The organism is Microbacterium paraoxydans (genome assembly GCF_019056515.1).
GTDB lineage: Bacteria > Actinomycetota > Actinomycetes > Actinomycetales > Microbacteriaceae > Microbacterium.
In genome coordinates this window covers 656,338-669,126 of the sequence record NZ_CP064873.1, presented here as the reverse complement: position 1 = coordinate 669,126, position 12,789 = coordinate 656,338, and the positions used below count along the sequence as shown (strand labels likewise).

Here is a 12,789-nt window from a genome sequence, read left to right as displayed (position 1 = left end):
GAGGCGGAGCAGGGATGACCGAAGAGCTACGCGTTGACGTGAGGTCGCTGCATGCGGCGTTGGATAGGACACGGGAGAGCAGGGGTCTTTCCTGGCGGCAGCTCGCGAAAGAGATCGGCGTGAGCGCGTCGACGATCTCCCGGATGGCGAATAACTTGAAACCGGATGTCACGGCCTTCGCGGCGATGACCACCTGGCTGCGCATGCCGGCCGAGGATTTCTACATCGGCGGTGCCGTCCGGTCAGACGTCGATGAGCCGGATCTCGTCGCCACGCTCGCGCCGCTCCTGCGCGCCCGCAAAGACCTCACCGGCAAGGATGTGGAGTACCTCGAGGAAGTCATCGGCGCCGCGGCGCGACGCTTCCAGGCTGAAAGCGCGTCACGGGGCGAGTAGTGGAGCGGTGGACCCAGAAATCGATGCGAGAGGTCGCCGCCGAGGAGCGGAAGAACCTCGGCCTCACGCCGACGGAACGCTTCGACCCCTATCTCCTCGCCGACGAACACGGCATCTCCGTCTATCCGCTGTCGGAGCTGCACGCGTGGGCGCTCAGCGAGGCGGCGCTGAGCCACTTCCTCGCCGATACGACGGGACGGTGGTCGGCGGCACTGGTGCCGTTGGGCACGAGCCGCATCATCCTCGACAACGACGGCCACGCGGAGGTCCGCCGGCGGGCGAGCATCGCGCACGAGCTCGGACATCATCTTCTGGAGCACGCCTTCGACGCGTCCCTCATCGGGGCGAACCATGAACGGGTCTTCGACACGATGAAAGAGAAGCAGGCCACGTTCATGGCCGGGGAACTCCTCGTCCCCGACATCGCCGCACGCAAGGCCGCGTTCGCGGGGTGGAGCAACCAGCAGGTGGCATTCGCGTTCGGAGTGAGCGAGCAGTTCGCGCAGATGCAGATGAGGGGAGCCCGGGTCATCGCACAGCGCTGGACGCGGAAGAACGACCCCGGACCTCGGCAGTAGCGCGGGAAGCGAGCACCGGCGCCGGCGCACCCGTCGCGGCTCCCCCGGAGGCGGGCACAGCGCTCCCCCGGCGGCGGTTGGCACCTAGGGCCACGGCGAGCACGACGACGGTGAGCAGCGGCAGCAGGATTCCCACCCCGGCACCTGCGAGGAACAACCCTGGATTGTTGTCGGTGATCGGGAGAAACTTGCGACCGACGGTCCGACCCTTGAACTGCTTCACGCCGCGGAAGAAGCGATAGAGCGCGCCGACCACCTCGTGATCGTGGGCTACCGCTTCGCGGACACGCACGTCAACCACGCCATCCGCAACTGGATGCTCCGGTCGGAGCAGCGGATTGTCGGGGTCATCGAGCCGACCTGGTCCTATGCGGGATCTGGGTCATTCTTTGGCCAGTTGGTCAGCGAGTACGGCGGCTCGTGGCGGGACAATCTCACCGATCGCCCCCAGCGGGTCTTCGGGTATCAGGGCGGCGCGAAAGCCCAGCTGCCCCATGCGCTTTCAACCGAGCCACTCGCGGCGGACACCATAGTTTTAGCGGACCTCAGTGCGACAGTCGCGGACAACGGCGAAATACTCGTCGAGATCGCCCATGCCGGGCCGCAACTGTCTCACGTGGGATTCCGATCCAACACGGGACGAGTGACGCCGGAGTTCGAAGGCAGCGACTTGTCCCGCGTGACGACCTACGACGGCGTGCCATCAAGAGTGAACTCATGGCCAGCCGGCGACAAGATCACGCTCCGGATCTGGCCGACCCAACGGAACGAGACACTCACGCTCGAGGTCGAGGGCCATACGTTGACCTCTGAGCTCCAGACGAAGGTAGACGTTCCGATGCGAGGCCCACGCGGAAATGACTTGACCGCGCACCCTTCCATACGCCGCCTCCCGTTCAGATGTCATCTTCGGAGCGAAGTAGTCACACGTCCTCATCAGTGACCTGCGTCACTTCAAGGGCGATGGTGTCGCGAGGGAACAGATAGTCGGCGCCACCGTTCTTATCGGCGTGGTCGAGCGTGACGCCCAGCATTTTCTCGACGGCCTTCTTCGCGCGGCGCTCGTTCGGTCTCTCCTGGTTCACAGGTCCATGCAATCGCACCGGTGACGTGGGCAGCAGTGGGCGCGCCAGGTCGCGATGGCCAAGGCGAACAGACTGCTTCGCTTGCGGTCGTGATCGGTCGCGGGTTCTCTACCCCAGCCAGTCACTGACGCTGTCCACGACCCACTTCAAAGCATTGTCGTAGACGGACTTTTCGATCCGAGCAGCGTTGCGCAGGAGGAAATTCTTCAAGGCCTGACGAGCACGAAGCCGCGCAGGCTGAGGTGCGCCGGGATCAGCGAGCTCCCGCGCGCAGGTCTCCAAGACCCCAGCGGAGTCGTCGCCGAACTGGCGGACGAGCTGGATCAGCTCCGCCGCCGGCGTACCCACCGTGACCGGGCCGTTCACGTTCTGGGCGACGATGCCTTCGACTCGTTGGATGACCTGAACGTTGACCGTAGGGGACGGTACATCTTGACCAGCCGCCAAGCTCCTCGTCTCCGGGCTCGCTGCGAACGGCGAGACGGGGACCAGTTGGCTCACCAGGTCTCCGAGCTCTGCCGTAGTGAGGTCAGGCAGCTCGTCGATGAGTTCCGATTCGAGCTGCTGCTGGATCTCGAGGATCATGCGTTCCCTGGTGTGCTTCGTGTCGACGAGAACCCTGCGTGCGGCCTTGGCGTACTTCGACACCAGACCGCCCGCTCGATCGGGCGTGACGCCCAGATGGAGAAGCATCTGCTCGGCGGTCGCGGAGTCTTCGATGATATTCAGAAACTGAGCGAACTCCTGGAGCTCGTCACTTACCACGTCAGCGTTCATGCCCGGCTCACCGAAGAACTCGATGACACGGCCGCTCGGGGTGCGATAGCCGGACTGCCTGACAGTCTGCTCCTTCACCGAACCCAGCCAGTCATGGAAGAGCTCCAGCACCTTGGCGAGCTCGTCCTCGTACAGCCGACCGGCCGGGACGTAGATCCGGAACAGGAGATTGTTCAGGGTGTCCTCGACGAACGCAGTCGCGAAGATGGACGCCTCAGCGTTGCGTTTGTAGGTGGTGAGAGTCAGGCCGTGCGGCTCGAACCGCCGCTGGGCGGCTTCACGGACCTCCTTCGGCAGGGTCCCGAAGTACTCGCGGGCGATGTCGTCGTTCCACTCATCCCCGTCGAGGTCCATCAACCAGTCCTCTTCGTCTACGTCGTCGTCCTCGTCAGCGCTCGCACCTTCGGGAGTCGCCGGTTCGAGTTCCGGATCGCGCGGGGTCACGACCTCCTCGTGGACGAGCAGCAGGTGCGGCTTGGTCGCGAGCTCGCGGAACAGAACGTCTGTGGCCTGCGCGTAGGCGGCGCTCGCGATGCGCTGGAAGTCCTTCCCCGTCAGCTTCATGATGACGCCGGTGAGATCGCTTCGCTTGACAATCTCGGCGATTCTTACCCAGTTTCCTGGCTTGGAGTTCAGAGATTTCAGGACGTACTCGCCGCCGGAGGTGTTGATCTTGCTTGTCACCGACTCGGTCATGATCGTGCCGACACCGAGATAGAAGCCTGAGTTTCTCGTCACGCTGTCATTGTGCCAGCCAGCCAGCCAGTCATTGGAAAGCAGAGACGCCGCAGTGGGAAAGGTCCCGCTAGGGGTCTGCCGGACGATGTGTTGGGTGCCCTGACGCCACCTAGCGCGATTGGGGAGCTTTGGCGCTCCTGGGCTTGACCACCGCCCCAGTGGATGCGCGTGTTCCCCCCGGATAGCCGATGCCGCGCGGGCTACCCCGGGTTGTTAGAGCCACGGCGTCGCTTCGCCGCAGGTGGAAGCAGCGATTGCAGAGCGGACGCGGGCCGCAACCGCTGCAGCGACGCTGTCGCCGAGGGATCCAGCGTGCTGGTCTCCCCTTCGTAGTAGAGGGCTATCAACTCGCGGCTCAGCTCGTCATACGCGAATGCGGCCACCCGCGGGATATTGAGCTGGTGCCCTTTAGCCTTCATGTAGTTGCGGATGTGTGCCTCCCACGTCGCGGAGGAGATTCCAGGAGGCTTGACCGCCCATACCAGCACCCAGCCTTCCTCGACGTTGACACTTCCGGTGACCGGAACGGTCAGGCTACGTCCGCGACCTTCCGGGTCAGGGTTATTGAGCAGGTCCTTTGCATGCCGCGCGAACTTCTCTTGCGCCGCCTCGTTTCCGGAAAGCAGTGTCGCCCCGACACTTAGCCAGCCGAAGCTCTGTCGGTCGTGCAGCTCGTCGATAAGGTCAACGATGCTCGTCGTCGGCATCGACGGCTTCGGTGCACGCGGGCTGGCATCGCGGGTGAGATGCCACTGATCGACCGCATCCGTCCGGCTCGTGATGAACGCCGGTACCTGCTGCCGGAAGCGACGCAGCTCACCCGTGGTGGGGCTGGGCATGAATGGGAAGGCTTCCTTTACAAGGGCCGGGTCGGGCGCCACCCACAATCCAGCTTCGTAGAAGTAGAGGAACAGGTCGAGTTCGTCAGGCGCCACGAACATCATCGTCGTCATCGGGTCGCGCCTGCGCCGCAGATAAAGGAGGAACTCTGCAGGCCGGTCCACCAGCTCCGCGATCAGCTCGAGATCGTGCAGCGAAACCGTCCATGGGACGTTCTCCAGATCGATTAGCCCGGCCTCGAGAAGATCCGCGGTCGCCGTGAACACGGCGGGGATGTCGTCAAGGCTTACAGCAATCGTATGGATCTCGCGGATGTGGGCGAGGTCCACCCATCCCTCACCCTCGACGCGTAGCCCGCCGTCTTCGACGATCCCTGATCGCACGCGCCCCGCCTGATTCGCTGCGTTCGTAATGATGCGCCGCAAATCACCGAGCTGGCGCGTTGTCTTTCCTCCCCGCGACAGGGCACTGAACGCAACCGCCTTGTCCTCGATGACGAAGGCCACGTCATCCACAAGAACCAGATGATCACACTCCACCCGTTTGGTATACGCATCAGCAGAGCCAGTCGCCTTCTCTGCCTCCGTTGCGGGGACGTAGAACTCGAACCCGTTCCGGTACGTCGCCGTCGGAAGAATCATCTTCACCGCGCGAATGACTCGCTCCTCCAGGACCTCTCCGCGGTGCTTCGCGTACGCGTCCCATTCCACCTTCTGCGTTTTCAGGAACTCCTCAAGCCTCTCCCTCAACGCCGGTGCTGTGTGTCCGTCGTGCAGCAGCATCACCCGACCCGCATAGCCCGAAAGCAACGGGTGACGTCGCCACGGGTTGTCTCCCTGAACGAACTTCTCTGCGGCCTCCAACGCTGTCATCCCGGACGCATCAAGAGTGAAGAAGGCGACCACTCGTTCGACACGCTCCAGTGGGAGGCCAGTCTCCGCGACAAGCTCATCGATACCGACCGTGCAGTCGTCCGCAGACGGTTCGAACATTGACATCAGCACATTCATGGCCCCCTTGGCCATCGATACGACATCATCGCCGGGCGCGCCCGCAGGCTCTGACAGCGAACTCGCGAACTGCTGCCCCCGCTTGTTAAGTTTGCGTGCCTGGATCGAATGACAGGCATTCAGAACACTCAGCGCCTCAGCAGCGCTAAATCCCAAACCCGCCTCCAACGCATCGCGAACCCCCCGGTTGCTATCGAGCAGCTCGACCGCCGTCGCCTGCAACACGTCTGCGTACGAGGAGTTGCGCATCGCGACCTCTGACCCCTGCACACTGAGCGATAGCCACCCCAGTGGTGCGTCCGGGCCAGCTGCGACCAGCGTCCGGAACCAGCCCAGGTTCGTGATCTCTTCGAGAATCGGCCGGGCGTCCTGCACCACCCCGCTCATCTCATTCGGCTCAGCCGGTGGAACATCCACCTCATCCGTACTGCGACCCGCGATCGCCAACAGCACGAGCAACTCGACCTGCCACGCGCCGCCGTCCGGGCTCGCCACAACCTGCCCCGCCTTAGATAAGGGGAAGTACGCCAGCCTGGCGGTTTCTGCCAACCTCGCCGGCGTGAAACGCGAACCCATTGCCGCAAGCTCAATTACACGGTCAGCGAACCTGGTACTCACGTTCGCCGCGAAGTCGCCCTCAGCACTGAGTTCAGCAAACAGTGACTGCACCGTATCCGAGGACTGCATCACAAAATCCACATAAGGATCCGACGGCGCTGCAGCGTCCCCGTGAGGCAAATGCCGCCGCCTCTTCGTACGCGCCTTCAAACGCTTCGACTTCGATGCCATGCCTCATCGAACCACACGCCTCCGACACGCCGGACACCTCGCAGTTGCTGTCCGCTTGGGCGATCTGAGCGCCCCGATGCCGATCAGCTCATGGGCGAGTGCGTCGTTGCGATTCGGATCATCGGGCCCTCGGCGTATGCGAGCGGCGACAGCAGCGACCTGAACTCAGTCCCTTTGTCCGATCTCATGAAAGTTGACAGCGCGTGAGACGCAGGTCTCGCGGAACTCCGCCACTTCCGTACTTTGTAGTCACCGCCATTCGTCTCACGAAAGCTGTCAGTAACCAGATCGGAGCAGCAGGTCGGAAGGCGAGGCATGGAGATCTACGGGGAGGGCGAACCGGGGCATACCTCCTCCAACCTCGGTGAGGAGACTCTGCACCAGCGGCGTAATCCCGGCACATGGGGGCAGGGCGGTCGCCCCCTGGTGCGCTGACACAGCGATACTTTTACGGTGAATTTCAGACGGCCGCAATCGCTAGTGGCAAAGCATCTTCCTCGATCAGATAGGAACGTCGTCTTCCGAACGGTCCATCGTCGCTTCGACTAACGCGAGCAGCTGTTGCGCCTGAGCGATAAGGCGAACTCCGTGCGACGCGTCGCCCGGAGCGGGAAACAGAAACCGGAGCGACCCCACAATCACGGTTTGCGTGGTTGTTGCGTCTGGAAGGTATCGCTGCTCCCACTCGTCCCAGAGCGCAGGCACCAGCGCCATCTCCGCAGTGGCATCGTCCGACGCAGTCTCGCCCGGGGGCGCGGAGAAGGCAAGGAATGCCGGCGCACCAGATCGCAGAGCATAGGTCGCGATCTGATATTGCGCGGACATGGGCGCCGAGTACAACGAGCTACTGGCCATGTACTTCGCATCGACGATGATCTTCCGGCCGCCAGGCGGTGATACCACTAAGTCCGGTGCCTTCCCCGTAAGTGCCTTCCACCCCAGCGGCTCTTGGCGATAGAAGAGGGGCAGCCGCGGTTTGGAGACGTCGGCGCCTGCACCTCGGAAAGCTTCGACCAGCAGGTGCTCCCACAGGTCGCTCGTCACAAATTTCACGTTGATGGCGACGCCGCTCGCTGTCAGACTCTCGCCGCTGTGCCGAGAATCACTCCGCAAGACTGCAACGGCCAGGTCATGCAACTCCTTCAGTTTTGGATCGCGGCTAGACCAAGCGCGTCTCGCGCGTGATAGGACAGAGGCGGCTTGCACGCTGCCAACATCCTCCAGTCGCGCCACCGCTTCACGGATCAGGTCGGTGCGCGCTATGGCTTCCGTGGACGCGATAAGCGCCGCCTTAATGGCACGCCAGACGTCGTCATCACCCGTCAGCGTGTCAAACTCGCAGTCGATGGGGAGCGCTTGAGTCGCCTGCCGTCGCACGAGGGGAGCGACGAGAATACGTCCACGCACCACACCGAGCGATTCGACTACTTCGCGGTACACCGGTTTGCGAAGCGGGATTGCCGCCACCGCGCGATCCACGAAGACAGATTGCAAGAGCGGGCGCAGTTCAGGCATAGAAGCGAAGACGCCGGCCGCAGCAGTGAAGTCAGCGATGCTGCCACGCACCGGTGCGATCTTCTGACGGCTACCAAGCAGGAGATCCCACATCGCCGTACGAAGCTCCGGGCGCTCTACCGACGTTTCGGGTCGACGCGGTCGCGCAACGGGTGTCCAGAGTTGATCGCCCGCCCCGGGTTCGCGGTCGCCATCGCTCGAGTGACTGGCCGGCACCAAGACCTCGGCCTCAGCCTCGGCGATCGGCAAGGTCGTTGTTTCTATCCGCGCCGCCCACACCGGAGGGAAGCCGACATAGTCACCTTCGTAGATATCGACCGAGCCTCCGGCGACAGGTGCCTTAACGCTTCGCGGGGTGCTCGACCCACGCCATAGCTTGGGCAGCACATGTATCACCAGCGACGATCGAGACGCGCCGTCGTTAAGCACGGTGAGGCCCACACCGTTTCCCCGCTCACTAACGCGGAACCAGCTTAGGTTGTGCACATCAGCCAGCGGGGTCGAGTCGGTCATAGAGCGACGGCCGGCGTGGATCGCACGATGGGCCGGCGCCCAAGCCCCAAACCGACGTAAGCGATCGTCCAGCTGGTGCTCTCAGATCGCAGTAACAACTCAGGTATCAACTCCAGCAGCGTCTCCGATGCGTTGAAGACGTGAATGATCTCCGCGAGCTGTGCGAGCAGAAGCGCGGCGGTGCCACTCGCGCTTTCGTCAGCAAAAAAGTACGAGTGCCCCAGTCGAGCATCCGGTCCGAGTTGCGCAAGCAGAAGCGCGTTGACCTGACCATACCACTCGATCACCGTTCGCCACTCCGGGTCCTCTGATACTCGCGCGCCCACGAGCGTGTTCGAAATAAGGTCATCGCTCGTTAGCGGCTGCATGTCCATCCAAGTGAATCGCCGACGTAGCGCCAGATCGATCGAGCCAACGGAGCGGTCCGTCGAGTTCATTGTTCCAAGCACATGCAGGTTTTGCGGAACCACTAGATAGCTAAGGCCGAGTGGTTTTGCGGACGGCGTCGAAATCCCCAGTTTGTCGAGCAGCGGTAGTGCAACGTCATGGACTTCCTCTTCTTCGGGAGCCGGCCCCACGTCGGGAAGCACGTCTATAGGAGTCTGCAGTCGCACTGAGATGTCATCACCCAATGGCCGGTACTTCAATAGCGCCTCGTCAAGAGCAGTCTCGGCGAAATCTACACGCTTCGACTTTTCGAGAGGGAGAAGCAGATCGCCGAAAACACGTGACGTGTTCGCGCGATTGATCTCGTCGACGAACAATAGGAATAGCTCATCGGGGTGGCGCGCCGCGCGGATACACATCTCTACGAACACCCCGGCTCGGCCCTCGAAGCCGCCGTCCGCCCTGGGGCGCAGTCCCGAGACGAACTCTTCGTAGCCTGTAGACGGATGGAACACGACCAGCTCGACGTGTTGGTACGCCGTCCGAAGCTGATGAATCAGATGCGACTTTCCTGATCCGGCAACACCCTCGACAACCACATTGAGGCTGTCCCGGAGCTTCGCCAACACTTCTCGTGCGATCGGAAAGTCGTCCGCCGCATCTTCTGGCTCAACCTCGGCGTCTAATGTTGATGCCGCTTCGGCGTCGCCATGCGTGTCGAGTCTCTTGTACAGTGACGGCGCGGGTGAGCCGCGCAGCGTAAAGTCGCTAATCGAACTACCCCGTGCCCGCGCCAGCTCCCGTAGATACTCTAGGATTGCGGGAAACGCAGCAGGGTCAGACCACTTAAGAACCTGGCCGATCGCGTCACGTCGTAGGACAAGGGCCTCCAGGACATCGTCACCAAGATCCCCCGACTTGACGACGGCGTTGTGTAAACGAATACCGAGTTTGTTAGAGGAATTCATCGGGCCGATCACCTCGGGCTCGACATTCTCAAGAGAGAACAGAAAACGCGGGATAGGCTGATACCCCAGCTTCAGGAGCTCGTCGAGCTTGTCGGCCTGCACCGCGAACCGAGGGTCATCAGCCGCAAATGCCTCCGTGATGCTGTCCACTGTGCTGTCGTCCGGCCGCTCCCCGTGAGGGTGCAACCAGATGGGCGCGTCTGCGGTGTCGGTAGTTTCGGAGGTCATCGCTCCCCTTCGATCGAGTCGTCTTCGCTCACACTAATGCGTGGTCTACCGGCGAATGGCGGCCACGTGAGCGAGTAAGTCAAACCGCTGCATAAAATCTCGCGTATTTTGGCGTACCGACTGCCTAGACCCGAACACAAGGCGGCTCACGGCAGATCTAATAACGGCAGGGTACGCGGCTCGCGCCACACGCAGAAACTGCCGAGTAGCGTGGCCTAACGCTGTCGCGGCGATATTGCTGTGAGAGGGCTCGGTTGCTTCTGTCGGTACACGGCGCGTTAGGTGCACGAGTCGATGCGTCCCCGCTTTGCGAACCGTCTTAACCTCTGGGTACACCCCTTCGACATCGATCGGCCGCCGTGAAGCCAGCGAGCTCGTCATCGACTTGGGCGAAGGCTCACGTCGAACGCGACAACCGCTGGCATCACGCTGTTCGCTCAGTGTCAAACACGACGACGTGGCTTTACTCAGGCGACAACGCGCTCCATGTCTTTCCATCCCAGAACCATCCGAGACGCGACCGCTCATGCATGACCCAAAAGTGTGTGATTGCAGGATCCAGCGTCGGAGCAACTGAGGGGACGCCCCACCCCTCGTCGGCCCAGGACGGCGATGTCCTACTCAAGGGCCGAGCGATGTTGTGCCAGGTGTCGTCGTTTACCCACACGAAGAGATGCCGCTGCACGGCGCCCGTGGCCGCCAGTTTCTGAGGGTTGTCGGTCTTGTCGCTGAGCGCATCTAGCAGCCGCGCCAGCGATTCGTCGCTGCCGCTGACCGACCCGCCGCTGCCCGTGGATACCAACACCTGATGCACGTGACTGGGATCGTCCGACTTCACCTCGTGCGGCGCGGAGCTCGCCATCTCCACGCCCGCGTTCAGTAGGGTGCGATAGATCTCGGCCAGAGGGCCGCCCTCAATGGTGTGGATCGCCGCGCGCTCTCGACGGAAATACGACTCACCCACCCTCTCTAGCTGAGCCAGCGCCGGCTTCACCCGTTGCATGAAAGTCTTCATGTTCGCCTGCCCCTCAGGCGCGAACACAAGCCAGCATGTCGCGAGATCCACGCCTGGCACGCCCTTCTTCGCGGACTTCTTCAGAGCATCGCGAGCACCCTTGTTCCCACCTTCGGTCACCGCGGTGACCTCCAACGCAATCTTCCCATCGGCAGACTTATAGTCCACCCCACCATGGGTGTCCGCGTGCTCGAGCTCCACCCCGAGCCTCTGTTCGACAATCTGGCTCTTCGGACATTCGGTGGGGGTCATGGGGTGAGTCCGCCGGCGGCGAGGAGCATGCGGAGCCGGTAGTTGTCGCGGTTGCGGAAGCCGCGGGCGAGGCGGCGGTGCAGCTCGATGATCCCGTTCACGGCCTCAGTGCCGCCGTTCGATGATCGTCCGGTCGTGAAGTAGGCCAGGAACGCGGCTCGCCAGCGGCGGAGGGTGCGGCCGAGGCGGGCGATCTCGGGGATCGGGCAGGTGTGGAATGTGTCGACGACCTTCTCCGCGATCTGGCGGCCCTCGGCGAGGTCCTTCTGGTGGTAGGCGGAACGCAGTTGCTGGGCGCACTGCCATGCGACGAACACCTCGTCGTGCGCGGGGTCGGCCTCGATCGCTGCCGCGAGCCTGGTCCGCTGCTTCTCGGTGAGGTTCTCGGCGCCGGCGCGGAGGATGGTCTGGATCCCGTAGAGCGGGTCGCCGGTCCGACCGCGATGCCCGAGGGTGTCCTGCTGGACGCGGCGGCGGACCTCGTCGACGGCGGCGGTGCCGAGCTTGACGACGTGGAATGCGTCCAGCACGGCCGTGGCGTCTTCGAGCTGGTCGTCGATCGCGGTCTTGTAGCCGGCGAACGGGTCAAGAGCCGCGACTTTCACGTTCTGCCGGAACGCTTCGCCGCGTTCGGCGAGCCAGGACGCGTAGGCCTTCCCGGAGCGGCCCGGCACCAGGTCGAGCAGCCTGGCCCGCGTCTTCCCGTCCGCGTCGCGGCTCAGATCGACCATCCCGGTAAGCTCCTTCGGACCGCGCTTGCGGGGGTCGACGTGATGCCAGATGTGCTCATCGACACCGAGCGTGGTGACGTTCTCGAATCGGGACTCGTCGGCCGCGAGCCGCTCCAACTCAGGCTCGACAGCGCGCCACACCGTCTTCCACGACGTGCCGAGCTGACGGGCGATACCGTGCACGGTGGCGTGCTCGCGGCGCAGCTGCCCGATCGCCCAGCCGACGGCGCGCGTGGTGATCGACCCGCGCCGGGCGACCAGACCCGGGAGCTGCTCCACGAACGTCCGCCGCGCGCATCCCACCTCGTCGCACCGCCAGACCCGCTGCCGCCATACGATCCGCACCCGCGTCGTCGCGGGCACATCATGAAGCACCCGTCGACGGCGTCCGCGGCCGGTCGCGACGACCCCACACGAGGGGCAGCCGGTCGGCGCCGCTGGCGTCGAGACCGTCACCACCAGCAGCCCGTCGCGACGGTCGACGCGCTCGACATGGACATCGGGAAGACCCAGCAGAACGTCGCAGCGGGAACACGGATCAGCGGCAGAGCGCGCGGAAGCGCACCCCGAAGTAGGGTGAAGCACGTCGAGGTCCTCGTGAAGATCAGACAGTTAGCGCTACTGATCCTCGGGGACCTCGACCCCTACCCGCCGAACCCCACCCGGCAAGCCTCACCCCCACCGAATGTCCGAAGAGCCGACAATCTGCTTGGCGACTAGTTCATTCGGACGTTCCTGGTTCACCACTGCCTTCTTCCTCTGGCGACTTTGCCCTCGAAGCATCTTGATACAGCGCCACCGTAGCGCTTCCGAGGCTCGCGTCGCTCGCGGCATGTCAGCAACTGTGCGCGCCAACGTCGACCTCCACGCCGATGCTCCGACGGCACCCAACCGAGTCAGAATCGGGGTGCGCGGTGCCGTGCGATCGCACGATTTTCGTTGCTCGGCTGCCGCACCGGCGTCTCGTC

At 63.4% G+C, this 12,789-nt stretch carries 9 protein-coding genes; 2 read left to right on the top strand and 7 right to left on the bottom strand.

Annotated features, from left to right (window positions below; all coding sequences use genetic code 11):
• Window positions 1-14 precede the first annotated feature (14 nt).
• A complete protein-coding gene (locus IZR02_RS03090) occupies window positions 15-395 on the top strand; it encodes a helix-turn-helix domain-containing protein (RefSeq protein ID WP_025104520.1) in 381 nt (126 codons plus the stop codon).
• Window positions 396-418: 23 nt separating this feature from the next.
• Window positions 419-973, top strand: coding sequence for an ImmA/IrrE family metallo-endopeptidase (locus IZR02_RS03085; RefSeq protein WP_036292947.1), 555 nt, complete (start codon window positions 419-421; stop codon window positions 971-973).
• A 923-nt stretch (window positions 974-1,896) separates the two neighbouring features.
• On the opposite strand, the gene IZR02_RS03080 is transcribed toward IZR02_RS03085, so the two are convergent.
• The 7 genes from IZR02_RS03080 to IZR02_RS03050 all read right to left on the bottom strand — a co-directional run bounded on the left by IZR02_RS03080 (window position 1,897) and on the right by IZR02_RS03050 (window position 12,406).
• Complete coding sequence (locus IZR02_RS03080) at window positions 1,897-2,058, bottom strand: hypothetical protein (protein ID WP_157544435.1); 162 nt, start codon at window positions 2,056-2,058, stop codon at window positions 1,897-1,899.
• A 108-nt stretch (window positions 2,059-2,166) separates the two neighbouring features.
• Window positions 2,167-3,573 (bottom strand): hypothetical protein, encoded by a 1,407-nt coding sequence (locus IZR02_RS03075; protein ID WP_139833221.1) that lies wholly within the window; start codon window positions 3,571-3,573, stop codon window positions 2,167-2,169.
• A gap of 200 nt (window positions 3,574-3,773) precedes the next feature.
• Window positions 3,774-6,110: a hypothetical protein gene (locus IZR02_RS03070; protein WP_025104524.1), complete on the bottom strand. Its 2,337-nt coding sequence runs from the start codon at window positions 6,108-6,110 to the stop codon at window positions 3,774-3,776.
• A gap of 603 nt (window positions 6,111-6,713) precedes the next feature.
• Window positions 6,714-8,240 (bottom strand): 5-methylcytosine restriction system specificity protein McrC, encoded by a 1,527-nt coding sequence (locus IZR02_RS03065; RefSeq protein WP_081811603.1) that lies wholly within the window; start codon window positions 8,238-8,240, stop codon window positions 6,714-6,716.
• A complete protein-coding gene (locus IZR02_RS03060; protein WP_025104526.1) occupies window positions 8,237-9,823 on the bottom strand; it encodes an McrB family protein in 1,587 nt (528 codons plus the stop codon). The genes IZR02_RS03065 and IZR02_RS03060 overlap by 4 nt, the downstream gene beginning before the upstream one ends.
• A gap of 463 nt (window positions 9,824-10,286) precedes the next feature.
• Window positions 10,287-11,090 carry a hypothetical protein gene (locus tag IZR02_RS03055; RefSeq protein ID WP_217316563.1) on the bottom strand — a complete coding sequence of 268 codons (804 nt, stop codon included), beginning with the start codon at window positions 11,088-11,090 and terminating at the stop codon, window positions 10,287-10,289.
• Window positions 11,087-12,406, bottom strand: coding sequence for an ISL3 family transposase (locus IZR02_RS03050; RefSeq protein ID WP_425411851.1), 1,320 nt, complete (start codon window positions 12,404-12,406; stop codon window positions 11,087-11,089). Before IZR02_RS03050 ends, IZR02_RS03055 begins: the two co-directional genes overlap by 4 nt.
• Between the last annotated feature and the right edge of the window lie 383 nt (window positions 12,407-12,789).